At 59.8% G+C, this 18521-nt stretch carries 19 protein-coding genes; 14 read left to right on the top strand and 5 right to left on the bottom strand.

The features are described 5' to 3' along the window. Nucleotides 1-3 precede the first annotated feature (3 nt). The 5 genes from dusB to B9Z47_RS10465 all read left to right on the top strand — a co-directional run bounded on the left by dusB (nucleotide 4) and on the right by B9Z47_RS10465 (nucleotide 4861). The gene (gene dusB / locus B9Z47_RS10485) at nucleotides 4-1035 is read left to right on the top strand and encodes a tRNA dihydrouridine synthase DusB (RefSeq protein WP_108331160.1); all 1032 of its coding nucleotides are present in this window, start codon (nucleotides 4-6) and stop codon (nucleotides 1033-1035) included. Beyond that, nucleotides 1032-1271, top strand: a complete 240-nt coding sequence (locus tag B9Z47_RS10480; protein WP_108331159.1) for a Fis family transcriptional regulator — start codon at nucleotides 1032-1034, stop codon at nucleotides 1269-1271. Before dusB ends, B9Z47_RS10480 begins: the two co-directional genes overlap by 4 nt. A 100-nt stretch (nucleotides 1272-1371) precedes the next feature. Further along, complete coding sequence (purH, locus tag B9Z47_RS10475) at nucleotides 1372-2958, top strand: bifunctional phosphoribosylaminoimidazolecarboxamide formyltransferase/IMP cyclohydrolase (protein WP_108331158.1); 1587 nt, start codon at nucleotides 1372-1374, stop codon at nucleotides 2956-2958. Nucleotides 2959-3126: 168 nt separating this feature from the next. Next, complete coding sequence (locus tag B9Z47_RS10470; protein ID WP_108331223.1) at nucleotides 3127-4386, top strand: DEAD/DEAH box helicase; 1260 nt, start codon at nucleotides 3127-3129, stop codon at nucleotides 4384-4386. A 175-nt stretch (nucleotides 4387-4561) separates the two neighbouring features. Beyond that, on the top strand, nucleotides 4562-4861 hold the full coding sequence (locus B9Z47_RS10465; RefSeq protein WP_108331157.1) for an H-NS histone family protein: 300 nt from the start codon (nucleotides 4562-4564) through the stop codon (nucleotides 4859-4861). 153 nt (nucleotides 4862-5014) lie between these two features. On the opposite strand, the gene uppS is transcribed toward B9Z47_RS10465, so the two are convergent. After that, a complete protein-coding gene (uppS, locus tag B9Z47_RS10460) occupies nucleotides 5015-5734 on the bottom strand; it encodes a polyprenyl diphosphate synthase (protein ID WP_255418455.1) in 720 nt (239 codons plus the stop codon). Between the two features lie 123 nt (nucleotides 5735-5857). Beyond that, a complete protein-coding gene (locus B9Z47_RS10455) occupies nucleotides 5858-8497 on the bottom strand; it encodes a cation-translocating P-type ATPase (protein ID WP_108331222.1) in 2640 nt (879 codons plus the stop codon). Nucleotides 8498-8603: 106 nt separating this feature from the next. On the opposite strand from B9Z47_RS10455, the gene B9Z47_RS10450 reads away from it, so the two are divergent. Further along, the gene (locus B9Z47_RS10450) at nucleotides 8604-9215 is read left to right on the top strand and encodes a hypothetical protein (protein ID WP_108331155.1); all 612 of its coding nucleotides are present in this window, start codon (nucleotides 8604-8606) and stop codon (nucleotides 9213-9215) included. Here B9Z47_RS10450 and B9Z47_RS10445 read toward each other — a convergent pair. Continuing rightward, complete coding sequence (locus B9Z47_RS10445; RefSeq protein WP_108331154.1) at nucleotides 9204-11195, bottom strand: site-specific recombinase; 1992 nt, start codon at nucleotides 11193-11195, stop codon at nucleotides 9204-9206. The two genes, B9Z47_RS10450 and B9Z47_RS10445, sit on opposite strands and share 12 nt — an antisense overlap. A gap of 96 nt (nucleotides 11196-11291) precedes the next feature. On the opposite strand from B9Z47_RS10445, the gene B9Z47_RS10440 reads away from it, so the two are divergent. Beyond that, nucleotides 11292-11747 (top strand): MaoC family dehydratase, encoded by a 456-nt coding sequence (locus B9Z47_RS10440; RefSeq protein ID WP_108331153.1) that lies wholly within the window; start codon nucleotides 11292-11294, stop codon nucleotides 11745-11747. Here the strand turns inward: B9Z47_RS10440 and trmL are convergent. Together trmL and B9Z47_RS10430 are read right to left on the bottom strand one after the other, a co-directional pair. Further along, the gene (gene trmL, locus B9Z47_RS10435; RefSeq protein WP_108331152.1) at nucleotides 11738-12235 is read right to left on the bottom strand and encodes a tRNA (uridine(34)/cytosine(34)/5-carboxymethylaminomethyluridine(34)-2'-O)-methyltransferase TrmL; all 498 of its coding nucleotides are present in this window, start codon (nucleotides 12233-12235) and stop codon (nucleotides 11738-11740) included. The two genes, B9Z47_RS10440 and trmL, sit on opposite strands and share 10 nt — an antisense overlap. Nucleotides 12236-12291: 56 nt before the next feature. After that, a complete protein-coding gene (locus B9Z47_RS10430; RefSeq protein ID WP_108331151.1) occupies nucleotides 12292-13038 on the bottom strand; it encodes a ComF family protein in 747 nt (248 codons plus the stop codon). Nucleotides 13039-13124: 86 nt separating this feature from the next. Between B9Z47_RS10430 and B9Z47_RS10425 the strand changes: the two genes are divergently transcribed. The 7 genes from B9Z47_RS10425 to B9Z47_RS10400 all read left to right on the top strand — a co-directional run bounded on the left by B9Z47_RS10425 (nucleotide 13125) and on the right by B9Z47_RS10400 (nucleotide 18496). Further along, the gene (locus B9Z47_RS10425; RefSeq protein WP_108331150.1) at nucleotides 13125-14039 is read left to right on the top strand and encodes a biotin synthase; all 915 of its coding nucleotides are present in this window, start codon (nucleotides 13125-13127) and stop codon (nucleotides 14037-14039) included. Between the two features lie 95 nt (nucleotides 14040-14134). Continuing rightward, on the top strand, nucleotides 14135-14611 hold the full coding sequence (locus B9Z47_RS10420) for a DUF2244 domain-containing protein (RefSeq protein ID WP_108331149.1): 477 nt from the start codon (nucleotides 14135-14137) through the stop codon (nucleotides 14609-14611). A gap of 77 nt (nucleotides 14612-14688) precedes the next feature. After that, nucleotides 14689-15861, top strand: coding sequence for a cytochrome c oxidase subunit II (coxB, locus tag B9Z47_RS10415; RefSeq protein WP_108331148.1), 1173 nt, complete (start codon nucleotides 14689-14691; stop codon nucleotides 15859-15861). A gap of 32 nt (nucleotides 15862-15893) precedes the next feature. Beyond that, nucleotides 15894-17510, top strand: coding sequence for a cytochrome c oxidase subunit I (gene ctaD / locus B9Z47_RS10410; protein ID WP_108331147.1), 1617 nt, complete (start codon nucleotides 15894-15896; stop codon nucleotides 17508-17510). Between the two features lie 5 nt (nucleotides 17511-17515). Beyond that, a complete protein-coding gene (locus tag B9Z47_RS18940; RefSeq protein WP_369912069.1) occupies nucleotides 17516-17632 on the top strand; it encodes a cytochrome oxidase small assembly protein in 117 nt (38 codons plus the stop codon). A gap of 10 nt (nucleotides 17633-17642) precedes the next feature. Next, nucleotides 17643-18272: a cytochrome c oxidase assembly protein gene (locus B9Z47_RS10405; protein ID WP_108331146.1), complete on the top strand. Its 630-nt coding sequence runs from the start codon at nucleotides 17643-17645 to the stop codon at nucleotides 18270-18272. Then, on the top strand, nucleotides 18269-18496 hold the full coding sequence (locus tag B9Z47_RS10400) for a DUF2970 domain-containing protein (protein ID WP_108331145.1): 228 nt from the start codon (nucleotides 18269-18271) through the stop codon (nucleotides 18494-18496). The genes B9Z47_RS10405 and B9Z47_RS10400 overlap by 4 nt, the downstream gene beginning before the upstream one ends. Nucleotides 18497-18521 lie beyond the last annotated feature (25 nt).

The raw sequence follows: 18521 nt of genomic DNA, 5'->3' as shown, positions 1-18521 counted from the left end.
GTCATGCAGATTGGTCCTTACCTATTGCCGAACAACTTGTTTGTCGCCCCCATGGCGGGGGTGACGGACCGGCCTTTCCGCCAGTTGTGCAGGCAGTTCGGGGCGGGTTATGCGGTGAGCGAAATGGTCACGTCGCGTCCCGACTTGTGGGCGTCTTTGAAGACTTCACGTCGGGCGAATCACGATGGCGAGCCTGGCCCGATTGCGGTGCAGATTGCCGGCACCGAAGCGCAGATGATGGCCGACGCTGCGCGCTACAACATCGACCGTGGCGCGCAGATCATTGACATCAACATGGGCTGCCCGGCCAAAAAAGTCTGCAACAAATGGGCAGGTTCTGCCCTGATGCAAGACGAGCCGCTGGCGCTGGAGATCATTTCTGCCGTGGTGGAAGCCGCCTTGCCACACGGCGTGCCGGTGACCCTGAAGATGCGCACCGGCTGGTGCGATGCCGAGAAGAATGCCCTGAGCTTGGCCCGCGCTGCCGAAAGCGCTGGGGTGCAGATGGTCACCGTGCACGGGCGCACGCGTGAGCAGGGCTACAAAGGCATGGCCGAATACGACACCGTGGCCGCCGTCAAAGCGGCGTTGAACATCCCGGTGGTGGCCAACGGCGACATCGATTCGCCCGAAAAAGCCCGCGATGTGCTGAAGTTCACCGGGGCCGATGCCGTGATGGTCGGGCGTGCCGCGCAAGGCAGCCCCTGGATCTTTCGCGAGATCGGCCACTTTCTGGCCACGGGCGAACACTTGGCCCCGCCGCTGGTGGCCGAGGTGCGCCGTGCCCTGCTGGAGCACCTGCAAGACCATTACGGCCTGTATGGCGAATACACCGGTGTGCGCTCGGCCCGCAAACACATCGGCTGGTATGTGCGTGCGCTGCCTGGCGGCGATGCATTCCGTGAACACATGAACACCCTTGAGACGGCTGAGCATCAGCTCGCTACGGTGGCGCATTTTCTGGATGGCCTGGCCAGCCAGATGGACCGCCTGCCAGTGGCCAGCGCCCAGCCGCTTGTGGAGACATCCGAATGAGCGAACCCCAATCCATCGAAAACTGCATCCGGGCCAACCTGGAAACCTACTTCCGCGACCTGGACGGCACCGACCCGACGGGTCTGTACGACATGCTGGTCAAGCTGGTGGAAAAACCCCTGCTCGACGTGGTGATGACCCAATCGGGCCAGAACCAGTCGCGCGCTGCCGAATGGCTGGGCCTGAACCGCAACACCTTGCGCAAGAAATTGCTGGAGCACGATCTCCTCAAATGAATGTCGGTGGCCGGACAGATACCGGCCCATCTGGATAAACGCCGAAACCCTGTACCTCGGCCATTGGCTGAACACCCTGAATTTTGAAGAAAGTCCCCCTATGAGAGCCCTCATTTCCGTCTCTGACAAAACCGGCATCGTCGAACTGGCGAAAGACCTGCACGCACTGGGCGTGAGCCTGATCTCTACCGGCGGTACAGCCAAGCTCTTGGCCGAACAAGGCTTGCCTGTGATCGAAGTGGCCGAAGTCACCCAGTTCCCCGAAATGCTCGATGGCCGTGTGAAAACCCTGCACCCCAAAGTGCATGGCGGCCTGCTGGCCCGTCGCGACACGCCCGAGCACATGGCGGCTTTGCAAGCGCATGGCATCGACACGATTGATCTGTTGATCGTCAACCTCTACCCTTTCGAAGCCACGGTGGCCAAGCCTGGCTGTACGCTGGCCGACGCCATCGAAAACATCGATATCGGCGGCCCCGCCATGGTGCGCTCTGCCGCCAAGAACTGGAAAGACGTGGGCATCGTCACCGATGCCAGCCAATACCCGGCTGTGATGGCCGAGTTGAAAGCCAACGGCAAACTCAGTGACAAACTGCGCTTTGCCTTGTCCGTGGCCGCGTTCAACCGCATCAGCCAATACGACGGCGCGATCAGCAACTACTTGTCGAGCGTCAACTTTGAAGCCGAGAAGCTGAGCGAAGACTACGTGCCCGAGCGCGCCCAATTCAGTGGTCAGTTCAACGAGCAATACGTCAAAGTGCAAGACCTGCGCTATGGCGAAAACAGCCACCAGCAAGCCGCTTGGTACCGCGACCTGGCCCCTGCTGTGGGTTCATTGGCCACGGGCGTGCAGCTGCAAGGCAAAGAACTCAGCTACAACAACATCGCCGATGCTGATGCTGCTTGGGAATGCGTCAAGAGCTTTGAGACCTCTGCTTGCGTCATCGTCAAACACGCCAACCCCTGCGGCGTGGCCGTGGGCGCGAACCCGCTCGAGGCCTACAGCAAGGCTTTCCAAACCGACCCCACCAGCGCATTTGGCGGCATCATCGCCTTCAACCGCCCTGTGGACAAAGCCGCTGCCGAAGCGGTGAGCAAGCAATTCGTCGAAGTGCTGATGGCCCCCGACTTCAGCGCCGAAGCACTCGAAGTGTTCAAGAGCAAAGTCAATGTGCGCTTGATGAAAATCGCCTTGCCCGCCAACTATGGCGACGTGCGCAACGCGCTCGAAACCAAGCGCGTGGGCTCCGGCCTCTTGCTGCAAAGCGCCGACAACCACGAGCTGGCGCTGGCTGACTTGAAGATCGTCACCGTTAAACAACCCACACCTGAAGAACTGCACGACTTGTTGTTCGCCTGGAAAGTGGCCAAGTTCGTCAAGTCCAACGCCATCGTCTTCTGCAAAAACGGCATGACCATGGGCGTGGGCGCAGGCCAAATGAGCCGCCTCGACTCCGCCCGCATCGCCAGCATCAAGGCCGAAGCGGCCAAACTCAGCCTGCAAAACACCGTGGTCGCCAGCGACGCCTTCTTCCCCTTCCGCGACGGCCTCGATGTGGTGGTGGACGCAGGTGCGACCTGCGTGGCCCAGCCCGGTGGCTCCATGCGCGACCAGGAAGTGATTGACGCGGCGAATGAGCGTGGCGTGGCGATGGTGTTCACGGGCGTTCGCCATTTCCGCCATTGATGCGCACAACCGCTTATCCCTGTGGGAGCGAGCCCCCGCTCGCGAAGGGTTCGTTTCCGGCATCGATTGACACCCGCACCGAGCCCCTTCACCATTCGGCCGCAGGGGCGGCCTCCCACAAGAAAGCGTTATTGAGCTACCTGGATGGCCTCTGACAGAAAGATCGCATTGACATTTGACACTCTCGGCCTGACCCCCGCGCTCTTGCGCGCTGTGGGCGACATGGGCTTGTACGCCCCCACCCCCATCCAGGCCGAGGCGATTCCTGCTGCCTTGAAATCTGCCGATGTGTGGGCCACCGCGCCCACCGGCTCGGGCAAAACGCTGGCTTTTGCCTTGCCGCTGTTGCAGCACTTGCTGGCCGCGCCGCGCCAGACCAACTTTCGCCGCCCCGTGCGGACGCTGGTGCTGGTGCCCACGCGCGAGCTGGCGGTGCAAGTGGGCGATGTGCTGGCCAACTTGGCCTACAAGCTGCCGCAGTCGCTCAAGGTGAACACCGTGTTTGGCGGCGTTTCGGTCAACCCGCAAATGATGGCGCTGCGCGGCGGTGCCGACATCGTGGTGGCCACGCCCGGCCGCTTGCTCGATTTGATCGACCAAAACGCCGTGCGTTTGGCCGATGTGCAGCACCTGGTGCTGGACGAAGCCGACCGCTTGCTGGACCTGGGCTTTGCCGACGAGTTGCAACGCGTGCTGGCGTTGTTGCCGCCCAAGCGCCAGACTTTGCTGTTTTCAGCCACGTTTGCGCCCGAGGTGGAAGCCTTGGCGGCCAAGTTGCTGCACGATCCGGCGCGCATCACGGTGGAGGCCTTTGAAGGCCACCAACCCGACATCACCCAGCGCGCCATTGCGGTGGACGAAAAAAGCCGCACCGCTTTGCTGCGCCATTTGATCCAAGAAAACGGCTGGAAGCAGGTGCTGGTGTTTGTGGCCACGCGCTACGCCTGCGAGCATGTGGCGAACAAACTCTACAAAGCGGGCGTATTTGCCACGCCCTTCCATGGCGAGATGAGCCAGGGTGCACGTCAGGAAGTGCTGAGCGAATTCAAGGCGGGTCGCTGGGATGTGGTGGTCACCACCGACTTGGCCTCACGCGGCATCGACATCGCCATGCTGCCCGTGGTGGTCAACTACGACCTGCCGCGTTCGGCCACCGACTACACCCACCGCATTGGCCGCACGGGCAGGGCCGGGGCGCACGGGGATGCTGTGAGTTTTGTCACTGCCGCCGCCCGGACGCACTGGAAGTTGATCCAGAAACGCGAAAGCCTGGAACTCGCTTTGGAGCAAATCCCAGGCTTTGAGCCCACCGAAACCCCGCCACCGCCTTCGCCCGGCAATGGGGGCATCAAGGGTTCGCGTTTGAGCAAGAAAGACAAGCTGCGGGCGGCCAAAGCGCAAAATTCGTCAGACCCCGATCGCCATTAATGGCATCGGGGGAAACTGCAAACTGTCGATCTGATGGCATTTACAAAACCCGATGCTGCTGAATGATCTGGATAATGGTTATTGATTACTGAAAAGTAAGCAGATGTTTTTTGCTTTCTGAACGATCATTTTGTTGTATATTCCAATGATTCAAATAATTGATTGGGGTATTCACATGACACAAACCTATAAAGAGTTATTGCTTCAGCGTGAAGCTTTGGAACAAGCGATTGCACTGGCACGTAAAAATGAAATCTCCAGCGCTTTGGCACGGGTGCGTGAGTTGGTGGCTGAATATGGTTTGACAGCGCAGGATATTTTTCCTGGACGTGGTGCAAAATCTACAGCACCTAAAGCCGTGAGCAAAGTGGCTGCCAAATACCGTGATCCTGCAACCGGCCAGACGTGGACCGGCCGCGGTAAAGCGCCTAAATGGATCGAAGGCCGAGATCGCGAGCCTTTTGTCATCGCCTGAGGGCGGTTTCTGAATCCATCTGCTTGCACCGCCCATGGTGCAAGCAAGTTTGAGTTCAGACAAATATCGGGACCCTGGTGGTCCCGTTTTTATTTTTTGAAACTTTTCAATTATTCAATTGAAAATGAAATCCATCAGTGGGTCCAACGTGGGTCAAAGCGGTGCGGATGAACCAAATCGCCTGTCGCGTTTTGAAAACCATTGGATCGCTTGTTGGAGTTTTTCCTCGGTGAAATCTGGCCACAGGTCTTCACAAAAAAACATTTCCGCGTAAGCCGCTTGCCAAAGCATGAAATTGCTGATTCGCGATTCTCCACCGGTGCGCACCAATAAATCCACCTCGGGGGCATCCGCGGTGCTCAGGTAAGGTGCAAGGCTTTCTTCGGTCAAGGCATCAAGCGGCAAATCCGGGTGTGCCCGCTGCCACGCTTTGGTGGCTTGCACCATGTCCCAGCGTCCACCATAGTTCGCGCACACATTCAGCGTGATGGCTTGGTTGCCTGCCGTTTTTTCTTCGGCCATGGCGATCAGTGCCTGCAGGGGCGCGGAAAATCGCGAAGTATCCCCAAGCACTTTGAGCCGAACCCCGTTGCTGTTCATGCTGTGGATTTCTTTTTTCAGATAGATCATGAACAAGTTCATGAGGCTGCTGACTTCGTCTTCCGGGCGCTTCCAGTTTTCGGTGCTGAAGGCAAACAGACTCAGCTGGGCAATGCCCAGTTCAGCACACATCTTGACGATGTCGCGTACCCGTTGCGCCCCTGCTGCATGGCCTACAGCGGCGGGCATGAGCCGTTTTTTGGCCCAACGTCGATTGCCATCCATGATGATGGCAATGTGCTGAGGCAATACTGGGGAGGACAAGTTGGACAACGGGTGACTCAGTAGCTGATTTGTTTTAGATTTTAGTGGCTTTGGTGCACCTTTCTGATTTTTCCGTGTTGCTGTTGGGGTGTTTGGTCGTGGTGTGGGCCAATCGGGCCGTCGCGTCGCCGTTCATGACTTTTGTGCAGGAGCACTTCTGAAAAAATGAATGAGAACTGACTTCACACCCATTGCCGCGGGCAGGCTGAGCAAACCCCATCCCAAGGCAAGCCCCAAATAAGGCAGGGGCAATGGCGCGAATTGAAGTATTGCGGACAACCATGGCCAATAAATGGCCAAGAGCACCAGTGCCCCAGCTGAAGCGAGCAGCGCATAAGCCGTCCAGTTCGGTCGCTGCCAGATGGCCTTCCAGCCCGGGGTCCGCGTGCGGCTTGACAAATACAGCACAGCATTGCCAGTGAGCAAGGTGATGAAGACCATGGATCGGGTTTGCTCCAGGCTCAGCGCATTGCTGCCGCCTTGTTGTGCCCAGGCAAAACTCAAGCCCACACAGATGAACAAGCAAAGACCCAAGGCCAATGACTGCAGGATTTCTTGCGAACCCAATAAGCTGGTTTGAATGTTGCGTGGTGGGCTCTGCATCATGTGGGCTTGCTCGGGTTCATTCTCAAAGGCGATGGCACAGGTGGGGTCAATCACCAGTTCCAGCAAGGCCACATGCAGGGGCAGCATCAAGGGTGGCCAGCCCATCAGCATGGGCACCAAGGCCATGCCCGCAATCGGGATGTGGATGGCAAAGATGTACTGCATCGACTTTTGCAGGTTGCCAAAAATGCGTCGACCCAAGCGGATGCCCCGAACGATCGAGGCGAAGTTGTCGTCTACCAGCACCAGGTCGGCGGCTTCTCTCGCCACATCGGTGCCGCGTTCGCCCATGGTAATGCCCACGTGTGCGGCCTTCAGGGCGGGGGCGTCGTTCACGCCATCGCCCGTCATGGCCACCACCTGACCCTGCGCCTGCAGCGCCTGCACGATGCGCAGCTTCTGGTGCGGGGAGATGCGTGCGCAGACTGTGACGCGGCGCAGCCGCTCGCGCAAGGCCGCGTCATCCAGGCCTTCCAAGACATCACCGGTCAGGGTTTCACCCTCGGGCAGTCCGGCTTGCCGGGCGATTTCGCGGGCCGTGGCCGGGAAGTCGCCCGTGATCACGATGACCTGAATGCCGGCCGATTGGCAGTCGGCGATGGCTTGCGGAATTTCGGGGCGCAGGGGATCGGTCAGCCCGATCAGGCCCAGCCATTCAAAGTCAAAGTCGTGCGGGGTATCGGGGTAGCTTTGGCCGTCGAATCGGCCGTGTGCCACCGCGAGCACGCGCAAGCCCTGTGCGGCCATGTCTGCCACGCGGGCCAGCCAGTGTTGACGTGCGTCGGGACTCAGGTGACACAGGTCCATGATGGCTTCGGGTGCGCCTTTGGCCGAGACCACATGCGGGTCATCCGGCTCGAACTGCCAGACATGCGACATGGCTTTGAGGCTGGGGCTGAGGGCGTAGGTTTGTACCAGCTGGCCCTCACCGAAAGCCCGATCGGCCGCGTTCAGGTGGTGTTGGCCCATCGCGTGGAAGGCGGTCTCCATCGGGTCGAAAGGTGTGGGGGCACTGGCCAAAATGGCGTGTTCAATCAGGGGGTGAAAAGCCGCTTCCAGGGGCGTGTCGGGGTTGGGCGATGCCGATGGGGACGTGCCCAGTGCAGGCGTGCGCCATTGCAGGACCTCGCCGGGCTCTGCGCTGCCAGCCATCGGGGGAACCGCCAGTGCGGTCACGGTCATGCGGTTTTGCGTCAGCGTGCCGGTTTTGTCGGTGCACAGCACGCTGATGGCCCCCAGGGTTTCGATGGCGTTGATGTGCCGGGTGAGCACGCCCTCACGCGTCAGGCGACGCGCACCCATGGCCGGAAACAGCGTGAGGACCACGGAATACTCTTCGGGCAGGATGGCCATGGCCAGCGCGATGCCCGACAGCAAAGCGGGCACCCATTGACCGGTGCGCCAGACCAGGGTCAGCACCATCACCACGCAGAGCACCGCCACCAGAATGGCCAGCACCTTGACCAATCGGGCGGTCTGTTGTTGCAAGGGGGTGTCGGCTTCTTGTACCTGGCCCAATGACAGACCAATTTGTCCGATCTGGCTGCGCATGCCGGTGGCCGTGACCAGCACCTGGCCGCTGCCGCGCACAACAAACGTGCCGCCATGCACGCAGGCCTGGGGTAGCGGCTTGGGCATTGGCGACCCCGAGCCGCCTGGCTGTGGCTCCAGCGGGCTTTTGTCCACGGCCACCGATTCGCCCGTCAACAGGGATTCGTCCATTTGCAGGTTGTTGGCCTGCAGCAGCCAACCGTCTGCAGCCACCCGGTCGCCTTCTGACAGCAGCAAACAGTCGCCTGCCACGACCTCGCTGGCGGGAATCAGCTGTGTTTGGCCGTCCCGCAGCACACGGGCCTGGGCTTGTGTGAGTTGGCGCAGGGCCTCGATGGCGGCTTCGGATTTCCCCTCCTGGTAAAAGCTGAGCACCAGCACGGCCAAGACAAAGACCGACAGCGTCAGGCCTTCCGTCAGGTCGCCCAGCAGCACATACAGCAGTGCTGCCGCGACCAGCAAGGCAAACATGGGCTGGCGCAGCATGTCGGCCAGCCGTCGCCAAACGGTGCGACGCGTGCCCTGCGCCACTTCGTTGGGGCCATCTTCAGCCAGCCGTGTGCGGGCTTGGTCTGTTGTAAGCCCTTGGGGAGTGTTATGGTGATCGGGTGTCATGGTCATCGTTCAGTTTGCTGTCACGGATGACTGTAAGTCTTGACGAACATCAAGTGAAACCGACGATGTGGCCTTTTGTCCGCTTCAGTCTGTCCAAGGAGGCCCCATGAACCCCAAAATTCAGGAATTTTTGGACCGCATTCAGCAGCTGGAAGCGGCCATTGAGCAAGAAGCCAAGAGCCGCCGACAACAGTGGCAGGCCGATTTTGAAGAACACAAGGTGCGCTTTGAAAAAGAGGTGCTGGCGCAGCAAAAGCGCTTCAAGGAGGGCTTGCTTGGCTATGTGCTCACGGCCGAGTGGCGGCATGTGCTGTGTGTGCCCTTCATTTACCCGGTGCTCTTGCCCATGCTGCTGTTTGACGCGTTTGTCACGCTCTACCAATGGGTGTGCTTTCCCCTGTGCGGTATGCCCCGCGTCAAGCGCTCGGACTACTTTGTGTACGACCGCACGCACCTGGCCTATTTGAACTGGCTGGAAAAAATCAACTGCGCCTACTGCTCGTATGGCAACGGCTTGATGGCCTATGGCCGTGAGGTCGTGGGATTGACCGAAAAATACTGGTGCCCGATCAAGCACGCACGCCGCATGATGCAAACGCATGCGCATTACCACGGCTTTGCCGATTACGGCGACGCCGAAAACTACCGCGCCGAATTGGCCCGTTTGCGGGCCGAACTGATGCAGATGCGCAAGGACGCCTCGAACTCAGACCTCTGATGCTGCAGCAGGTGCTGGTGGCCGCAGGAACGACATAGGTTGTGTGCGGATGCGCTGCACAATGGCTTGGCGGATGCGCCCCCGGTTGGCCATGCTGACACTTTGTGAGGTCAAGGCCACGCGGAAGGCCAAGTAAAAACTCACGCCCAGGTTGAGCGGCCCGATCACCAGCAAACCCGCCAAGGCCCCGCCGAAAGCCGGTGTGCCGAGCGCGGGCAGGCCCAGCGTGAACGCTGCCGCGGCGATTTGACCGGCCGAGAGGGTCACGTGCCGGACGTCCAGACCCAGTCCAAAAAATTGGGCAATGACTGGCACCAGCCCGAGCATCAAGCCCAGCGAGATGTTGGCGGCCAAGCCTGAGATGTGGTTTTGCAAATACAGACCCAAGCGCGCTGCCCGCTGCACCCCGATCCCGCGGCGCAGGCGGGGGTGGTAGCGCAAAGCCGAGCCGAGCTGGTGGAGCACAAAAGCGTTTTCCACCCAACCCGCGACGATGCTGGAGACAAACAGCAGCACGCCTGTGAAGGCGGCGAACAAGGCCGTGGGGCCCAGCAAACTGACCGAAGACAACACATACCGGGCTTCGGCCTCGTTGGCCATGGGGGTCAGTCCGAGTTGGGACAGCGCCAAGCAAATCAGCAACACCATCGGCACCACAGCCAGCAGGTTGCCCAAAATGGCCGCGATCTGAGACCGGAACAGGTGAGCCACCTCGTTCACAAAGCCTTGCACGCCATCGTCGTTGTCGATGGATTTGAGTTTGGCTGCCATGGCGGGCGCTGTCACGGCCGGTTGTTTGGTGGCCACTGTCCAGTGCAGCAGCATGACCAGCACAAACGACACCGCGTAGTTGGTGCCTGCCGCCAGGCCTGCCCAGAAAGGGGAGAGGGCCAGACCCACGATCGCGAATTTGGCCCAAGTGGTCAGGCCGATGACCGCGCCACCGCCCAGAGCCTTGCCCAGCATGCGCCGGTATTCCACAGCGTTGCGGGTGATGTAGTGTTCGCCGTTTTCGGCGCTGCGCTGCGCCACTTTTTCGGCCAGCATGTGGCTGTTGGCTGCCCACAGGCTGCGGATGCTGCGGCTGTCATGGCAGACCTGCGCCAGGTGCGCCAGCAAAGCCAGCATGGCCGGGATGGGCTCGTGCGTGAGCAAGGCTTCCATCAGGTATTTGCAGCGGATCACCAGATGCCGCAATTGCCGCAGCCGGAACACGATGCCTACCGAAATGCCGTGTTCCTGCAGGTGGGCATACACGGTGTAGGCCGCATGCCTGCAATGGTCCAGTTGCAGCTTGAGGGCTTGTGCGGCCGTTTGGCAGGCTTCACTGTGCGGGCCGTGTTGCTGCAAGGCCTGGCGAAACACCTCCAGCGCCATGGGTAAATCGTGAAACGGCCGGGTGTTCTCGTCCCGGCTGCTCATGCGGGTGCGGATTTCGGCCGAGTGGCCGGTGGCATTGATCTGGCCCACGCAATAGGTCAGCGCGTCCATCAGATTCTCTTGCAATGCCGGCGGGGCTTGCACAGGGGCCTGGGGCAGCATCAGCCGCGTCAAACCGCCCAGCGTGTGCTCGTCCAGGGCTTGCAACCATTGCACATCAAAGGGTTCTGGCTGCAGAAACAGGAACAGTGCACCCAGATCGCCTGTATCGGGGGTGGCGGGCAACAGCTTCATGCGCAGGCGCTGGCCCAGGTCGCTGATGAACGCCGTGCGTGGTGCAAAACCCAAGTCGGCCAGCAAAGGCGTGGGATCGGTGTCGTCCAGAAACGCCCGCCACCAGCTTTGCCAGGCGGCCGTCAAGTCGGGGCGGGCCAGCAAGGCATCGACCAGCAGGCCCAGCCGGGCCGCCGCTTCCCCGGGCGATTGCCGGTCACCACGCACCCACTGGACCACATCGTTGAGCCACAGGTGACGGTCGACCCTGTGGGGCAGTTGCATCAGTTGTTGTGTCAGGCTCAGCAGGGTCGGTGGAGAGGGCATGCGGTAGAGGGGTGATGGTTGTCGTTTTTCACCATACCGCAAAGTGGTGTCTCTTCGTCGACAGCCCGGCTTTTGCAAGGTGAATAAAGTAACCGAATGAAAACATTTCAAACATTGGCCGATCTGGCCGCTTGCGTGGGCCAGGATGTGGCCGCGACCGAGTGGGTGACCATCACCCAGCAACAGGTCAACCAGTTCGCCGAAGCCACAGGCGATCACCAATGGATCCACGTCGATGTGGAGCGGGCCAAGCAGGGTCCGTTTGGCGCGCCCATTGCGCATGGCTTCCTGACCTTGTCCTTGTTGTCGCAGTTCTTTGACAAAACCATTGTGGTTTCGTCGGCCCGCATGGGGGTCAACTATGGCCTGAACAAGGTGCGTTTCATGGCGCCGGTGCCGGTGGGCAGCCGTTTGCGCGCGCACCTGCATTTGCACTCGGCCACGCCCATTGACGGCAACGGCTTGCAGCTGCAGTGGAATGTGACGGTGGAGCGCGAAGGCAGCGACAAACCGGTATGTGCGGCTGAGTCGCTGGTCCGCATTTACGCCTGAGGGGGCAGGCCCGTCTGCGGGCTGGCTCCGGCAAAGCCGTTTTGCCGCCAGGCTTCGAACACGGTCACCGCCACCGCGTTCGACAGGTTCAGGCTGCGCTGGCCCTCGCGCATGGGCAGTTTGATGCGCTGGGCTGGGGCGAACTGTTCACGCAACTCGGGCGACAGGCCCCGGGTTTCCGAGCCAAACACCAGCCAGTCGCCGGGTGCAAAAGCCACGCCGTGCGCAGCGCGGCTGCCGCGTGTGGTCAGGGCAAACATGCGCTCGGTGTCGGGTTGTTCGTGTGCCAGAAAACTGGCCCAGTCGGCGTGGCGGCGCAAGTCGGCGTACTCGTGGTAGTCCAGACCCGCCCGGCGCATGTGCTTGTCGTCCATCGAAAAACCCAGGGGCTCGATCAGGTGCAGTGTGCAGCCGGTGTTGGCCGCCAAGCGGATGACGTTGCCGGTGTTCGGCGGGATTTCGGGCTCAACCAGGACGATATGGAACATGGCCGGTATTGTGCCTTGGCGAACAGGGTGCCCAGACGCATGGCTCCGGTGGGCATTCAGGCGTCACTGCCTGCTTCGGTGCGTGCCAGTACCAGTGCGCTGACCTGCGCAGCACCCGCCTCGCGCAGCACCCGGGCTGCGGTGTGCAGGGAGGCTCCGCTGGTCATCACATCGTCCACCAGCACCACCTTTTTGCCGCGCAGCTGTGCGGCCCGCAAAGGCTCCACCGCGAATGCGCCCACCAGATTGGCCAGCCGCTCGGTCCGGGGCAAGGTGCGCTGTGAAGGCGTGTCGCGGGTGCGCAGCAACAAATGCGCGTCGGCTTTGCTCGGGCTGAGCCGGCGTGCCAACAGCCAAGATTGGTTGTAGCCACGCTCGGCCAGGCGCTGGGCCGACAGCGGAATCGGCAGCACCCAGTCGGCTGCGTCTAGCGTGTCTTCAGCCCAAGGGGCGCTTGCCATCAGGGTGGCCAAAGGCCCGGCCCATCCGGGCTGCTGCTGGAATTTGTAGCGGGCGATCAGGCCCACCCAAGGCCAGGCGTAGGCGGTGGCCGTCACGCACAGGTCCAGTGGTGGGGGTGTTTTCAGGCAAGCGCCACAGCGTCGGGCGGGGTGGGGTAAGGGCAGGGCGCAAGTTGGGCAGCGGTGTTGCGGCTGGGCAAAGCGGCTGATGCAGGTGTCACACAGCGGTGAATGCGGCCAGCTTTGGCACACCGCACAGCGGCTGGGCAGCCACGCCCAAACCCGGTCGGGGTGCGGCGACCAGAGCCTTGAGCCTATCCCTTGGAACCATTTGGGCCACATGAAATCAATATACTGCCGCCACCCCCCTGACCACAAGGCGAACCTGTCGTTCGGCTGAAGCGGGTGGTTATCTTTTTGCCTTGCCCATGTCTGTATCTGAACGCCCCCCCTCGCTTGACCCTGCTGCCGCTGCCCGCTGGTCGGCGCATCCGGTGGGCATGCCTTCGCCCTGGTTGCACGAAGAAGTGGCTTCCCGCATGCAGGAGCGGCTGGATTTCATCAAGCTGAAGCCTGCCCGCTGGGTGCATTGGGAGCCTTTGCGCGGTGGTGTTCAGGCGCAGCGGGCTTTGCAAAAGCGTTACCCGAAAGCCGAAGTCTGGTTCACCAGTGCGCAGCCTGCTGAGGCATTGGCGGTGCGAGCGGCCGCTCGCGGGCGTTGGTGGCAGGCCGGGCGCTGGTTCGGTCCCCGCATTGAGGTGGGCTTGCCGCCCCCAGGTCAGGCCCAGATGCTGTGGGCCAACATGCTGCTGCACACCTGCGCACAACCTCAACAAATTCTGAAAATCTGGCACGACACCCTGGCTGTGGATGGTTTTCTGATGTTTTCGTGTTTGGGGCCCGACAGCTTGCGGGAATTGCGCGAGGCCTATGCCTGCCAAGGCTGGCCCGAGCCTGCCCATGAATTCACCGACATGCACGATTGGGGGGATATGTTGGTAGAGGCCGGTTTTGCTGAACCGGTGATGGACATGGAGCGCATCAACCTGACTTACGAATCGCCAGATCGCATGCTGGCTGATTTGCGTGGCTGGGGCCGCAACCTGCACATTCAGCGTTTTTCAGGTTTGCGGGGGCGTCGTTGGCGGGAACAGCTCGATCAGGCATTGATGACACTGGCACGCCCCGAAGAAGGGGGGCGTTTGTCGCTCAGTTTCGAGATCGTGTACGGTCATGCGATGAAACCTCAGCCACGTGCCAAACTGAGTGCGCAGACGGAAATCGGACTGGACCAGATGCGCCAAATGCTGCGCAGCAGCAACGCGATATCCGACAAAGTTTGAGTTGAATCAAAACCCCCAGTTAACTCGGGTAAAATCCGCCCGGTTTTAGCCAGAATACGTGCCTTGCAGCATGTTAGGTTATTGAAAGTTGACGCGTGTCAAATCCAACTTACCAGTTTGCACAAGAGTCCGGGCCGGCCATTCAATGGCAGCTTCGTCGCAATTGCTCGGTAACGCCTGCCCAGTTGGGGTGGCTTTACCTGTCTTTGTGTGTCTTGTCGTTGGGCATTGGGCTGTTTTTCTGGATGCAGGGGGCCACTTTGGTTCTGGCTTTCGCCGGGCTTGAAATCGCTCTGGTGGGTTTGGCTTTTTTGGCCTATGCCCGGCACGCGACCGATGGTGAATGGATTTCATTGCAGGGCACCAGCCTGGTGGTGGAGAAAGAGTCTGCCGGACGCCGTGAACGTGCAGAGTTTGCGCGTCAATGGGTGAGGGTTGAGCCCAAATCCGGTGACCGCAGCCTGATCGAGTTGTCAGGCCAGGGTCGCTCGATCGAGGTGGGTCGCTTTGTGCGTCCCGAGCTGCGTCAGGTTTTGGCGCGAGAAATCAGAAGGGCATTGCGTTCCGCGTGATGTCTGGCGGCAGACAGGGCTGAGCCTGGTTTGCCAAAGGTGTGAGTTCAACAGAGTCTTGGAAGTTAGTGAGAACCATGAAGAATATTTCCAACCAATTGGCTTCGCTGCTATCCCGCGCGGGCATTTTTGCAGGCGCTTGGGTGGCTACGGCAGCCCATGCCGTCAATGATTTGCCGGGCGGCCCTGCGGTCAACCAGCTCAACTTCGCTCCTGCAGCGACCAAAATCGCGGAAGAGCAGCACTGGCTGCACTGGTTCATGCTGATCATTTGCACGGTGATTTTCATTGCCGTCTTTGCGGTCATGTTCTATTCCATCTGGAAGCACCGCAAGTCGGTGGGTCACAAACCTGCGACCTTCACCGAATCCATCACCGTGGAGGTCGTCTGGACCGCTGTGCCTTTCCTGATCGTGATCCTGATGGCGCTGCCCGCCACCAAGGTGCTGGTGGCCCAAAAAGACACCACCAACGCCGATTTGACCGTGAAGGTCACGGGCTACCAGTGGAAATGGGGCTATGACTACATCAAGGGCGAGGGCGAAGGCCTGAGCTACATCTCGACCCTGGATTCCACCCAGCGTGCCATGTCTGATGCGGGCAAGCCAGAAGGTGACAACTACCTGCTGAAAGTGGATAACCCTCTGGTGGTGCCTGTGGGCCAGAAAGTACGCGTCATCACGACCGCCAACGACGTGATCCATGCGTTTGCTGTGCCTGCTTTCGGCATCAAACAAGACGCCATTCCCGGTTTCGTACGCGACACCTGGTTCCGTGCCGAGAAGACCGGTGATTTCTACGGCCAGTGCCAGGAACTCTGCGGTAAGGAACATGCATACATGCCCATCCATGTAAAAGTGTTGTCTGCTGCCGACTACGCTGCCTGGGTTGACACCGAGAAGAAAAAGCAAGCGGCCAAAGCCGACGATCCAGCCAAGGTGTGGACGTTGGACGACTTGTCCAAGCGCGGCGAAAAAGTGTATGCCGCCAATTGCGCTGCTTGCCACCAAGCCAACGGCAAGGGCGCAGGCGCGATCAAGCCTGTTGACGGTTCTGCCGTAGTTCTGGATGCGGACAAGTCCAAACAAATCGCTGTTTTGCTCAACGGTCAAAACAATGGTGCCATGCCTGCATGGAAGCAGTTGTCGGACACCGAAATTGCTGCTGTGATCACTTACACCAAGAACAACTGGTCCAACAAGACCGGTCAAATCGTGCAACCGGCTGAAGTCCTGGCCGCTCGCAAATAAGCCGTACCGTATTCAAATCAAAGGAAATCAAGATGAGTGCCGTTCTAGACCATCACGATCACGCCCATGACGATCACGGTCACGCGCCTGCGGGCTGGCGTCGCTGGGTGTATGCCACCAACCACAAAGACATCGGTACCTTGTACCTGTTGTTCAGCTTCACCATGCTCATGATCGGTGGCATTTTGGCGCTGGGTATCCGTGCCGAGCTGTTCCAGCCCGGTTTGCAGGTGGTCAACCCCGAGTTGTTCAACCAGTTCACCACCATGCACGGCATCATCATGGTGTTCGGCGCGATCATGCCTGCGTTTGTGGGCTTCGCGAACTGGATGCTGCCTTTGCAAATTGGCGCCTCTGACATGGCCTTTGCCCGCATGAACAACTTCAGCTTCTGGCTGATGATTCCTGCCGCATTGATGTTGGTGGGATCGTTCTTCATGCCTGGCGGCGCACCCGCTGCGGGCTGGACGCTCTATGCACCCTTGACCCTGCAAATGGGTCCCTCGATGGACGCTGGTATTTTTGCCATGCACATCCTGGGTGCTTCTTCCATCATGGGCTCGATCAACATCATCGTGACCATCCTGAACATGCGCGCCCCCGGCATGACCTTGATGAAGATGCCCATGTTCGCCTGGACTTGGCTCATCACCGCTTACCTGCTGATCGCCGTGATGCCCGTGTTGGCTGGCGCGATCACCATGACGCTGACGGACCGCCACTTTGGCACCAGCTTCTTCAACCCCGCTGGCGGTGGTGACCCTGTCATGTACCAGCACATCTTCTGGTTCTTCGGTCACCCCGAGGTGTACATCATGATCTTGCCGGCCTTCGGCATCATCAGCCAGATCGTGCCTGCTTTCGCCCGCAAGAAACTATTCGGCTACGCCTCCATGGTGTACGCGACGTCTTCGATCGCCATCCTGTCTTTCATTGTGTGGGCGCACCACATGTTCACCACCGGCATGCCTGTGACCGGTCAGTTGTTCTTCATGTACGCCACGATGTTGATCGCGGTGCCTACTGCTGTGAAGATTTTCAACTGGATCGCCACCATGTGGCGCGGCTCCATGACGTTTGAAACCCCCATGCTGTTTGCTGTGGGCTTCATCTTCGTGTTCACCATGGGTGGCTTCACCGGCCTGATCCTGGCCATGGCCCCGATCGACATCCAGTTGCAAGACACTTATTACGTGGTGGCTCACTTCCACTATGTGTTGGTGGCCGGTTCCTTGTTCGCTTTGTTTGCCGGTTTCTACTACTGGGTGCCCAAGTGGACCGGTGTGATGTACAACGAAACACGCGGCAAGATCCACTTCTGGTGGTCGCTGATTTCCTTCAACGTCACTTTCTTCCCGATGCACTTCCTGGGTCTGGCTGGCATGCCACGTCGCTACGCCGACTATCCCATGCAGTTCACCGACTTCAACATGATCGCTTCGGTGGGCGCCTTCTTCTTCGGTTTTGCCCAGGTGTATTTCTTCCTGTTCGTGGTCCTGCCGACCATGCGCGGCCAAGGTGAAAAAGCGCCCCAGAAGCCTTGGGAAGCCGCTGAAGGTCTGGAGTGGGAAGTGCCTTCGCCAGCACCTTTCCACACCTTTGAAAATCCACCCAAGCTGGACGCCACCGCGACCCGCGTGATCGGTTGATCGACATGGCCATGACACCCGAGCAAAGAAAAAGCAACGTGCGCCTGGGCCTGATTCTGGCCTCGGTCGCACTGGCGGTGCTGTTGGGTTTTGTAGCCAAGTTGCTGTTGCTGAACACCTGAAAGACCCCAGATGAACCTGCGCGGTGAAAATCTGAAGATGGTGGGCAAGCTGGCGGTGGTGACCGCCGGCATGTTCTGCTTTGGTTACGCGTTGGTGCCCATGTACAAGGCCATTTGCGAAATCACGGGCATCAACATCCTGTCGATTTCCGAAACCCAGATCCCTGGCAATGCCAAGGCGGGTAAAGCGGCCGAGGTCTTGCGCAACAGCCAGGTGGACACCACGCGCACCATCACCGTCGAATTCGATGCCAACGTGCGCGGTCCTTGGCAGTTCAAGCCTGAAAAGCGATCCATGCAGGTTCACCCCGGTGAACTGAGCACCGTGATGTACGAGTTTCAGAATGTGCAAAATCGCCGCATGGCAGCCCAAGCCATTCCCAGCTACGCACCACGACAGGCGGCCAACCATTTCAACAAGCTCGAGTGTTTCTGTTTCAACCAGTACACCCTGGAGCCCGGTGAAAAGAAGTCTTGGCCCGTGGCCTTTGTGATCGATCCCAAGTTGTCCAAAGATGTGACCACCATCACGCTGTCTTACACCTTCTTTGAAGTGGGCGGCAAGACACCCGCCGCACCGACAGCGCCTTTGGCCGCTGCCGTGCAAGCGTTGCCGGTCAAAACAGGATCGGGTTCATGAACACGCCCAAGCCGCCTGCACAACGCAAAGCTTCTTGGTTGCGCACCATCCAGGCCGTGCTGTGGTCCTTTGTCGGTCTTCGCAAGAATTCCGAGTACCAGCAAGACATTGAAAAGCTCAACCCGTTCCACATCATTGGTGTGGCCATCGGCGCGGCATTGTTGTTTGTTCTGGGGCTGATCGCCCTGGTCAATTGGGTTGTGGTCCAGCCAACTGGTCTGTAATCCGTCAAATTAGATTTCGAAAGAA

It is taken from the genome of Limnohabitans sp. 2KL-1, assembly GCF_003063435.1.
In the GTDB taxonomy this organism is placed as follows: Bacteria; Pseudomonadota; Gammaproteobacteria; order Burkholderiales; family Burkholderiaceae_C; genus Limnohabitans_A.
The sequence above is the reverse complement of the archived record's forward strand: the minus strand, read 5'-3'. Positions and strand labels throughout refer to the sequence as shown.

Excerpts from the sequence above, each read along its gene's own strand:
- dusB (WP_108331160.1), top strand. The coding sequence starts at position 4 with ATGCAGATTGGTCCTTACCTATTGCCGAACAACTTGTTTGTCGCCCCC.
- B9Z47_RS10480 (WP_108331159.1), top strand. The coding sequence starts at position 1,032 with ATGAGCGAACCCCAATCCATCGAAAACTGCATCCGGGCCAACCTGGAA.
- purH (WP_108331158.1), top strand. The coding sequence starts at position 1,372 with ATGAGAGCCCTCATTTCCGTCTCTGACAAAACCGGCATCGTCGAACTG.
- B9Z47_RS10465 (WP_108331157.1), top strand. The coding sequence starts at position 4,562 with ATGACACAAACCTATAAAGAGTTATTGCTTCAGCGTGAAGCTTTGGAA.
- B9Z47_RS10455 (WP_108331222.1), bottom strand. The coding sequence starts at position 8,497 with ATGACACCCGATCACCATAACACTCCCCAAGGGCTTACAACAGACCAA.
- B9Z47_RS10450 (WP_108331155.1), top strand. The coding sequence starts at position 8,604 with ATGAACCCCAAAATTCAGGAATTTTTGGACCGCATTCAGCAGCTGGAA.
- B9Z47_RS10445 (WP_108331154.1), bottom strand. The coding sequence starts at position 11,195 with ATGCCCTCTCCACCGACCCTGCTGAGCCTGACACAACAACTGATGCAA.
- B9Z47_RS10440 (WP_108331153.1), top strand. The coding sequence starts at position 11,292 with ATGAAAACATTTCAAACATTGGCCGATCTGGCCGCTTGCGTGGGCCAG.
- trmL (WP_108331152.1), bottom strand. The coding sequence starts at position 12,235 with ATGTTCCATATCGTCCTGGTTGAGCCCGAAATCCCGCCGAACACCGGC.
- B9Z47_RS10430 (WP_108331151.1), bottom strand. The coding sequence starts at position 13,038 with ATGTGGCCCAAATGGTTCCAAGGGATAGGCTCAAGGCTCTGGTCGCCG.
- B9Z47_RS10425 (WP_108331150.1), top strand. The coding sequence starts at position 13,125 with ATGTCTGTATCTGAACGCCCCCCCTCGCTTGACCCTGCTGCCGCTGCC.
- coxB (WP_108331148.1), top strand. The coding sequence starts at position 14,689 with ATGAAGAATATTTCCAACCAATTGGCTTCGCTGCTATCCCGCGCGGGC.
- ctaD (WP_108331147.1), top strand. The coding sequence starts at position 15,894 with ATGAGTGCCGTTCTAGACCATCACGATCACGCCCATGACGATCACGGT.
- B9Z47_RS18940 (WP_369912069.1), top strand. The coding sequence starts at position 17,516 with ATGGCCATGACACCCGAGCAAAGAAAAAGCAACGTGCGCCTGGGCCTG.
- B9Z47_RS10405 (WP_108331146.1), top strand. The coding sequence starts at position 17,643 with ATGAACCTGCGCGGTGAAAATCTGAAGATGGTGGGCAAGCTGGCGGTG.
- B9Z47_RS10400 (WP_108331145.1), top strand. The coding sequence starts at position 18,269 with ATGAACACGCCCAAGCCGCCTGCACAACGCAAAGCTTCTTGGTTGCGC.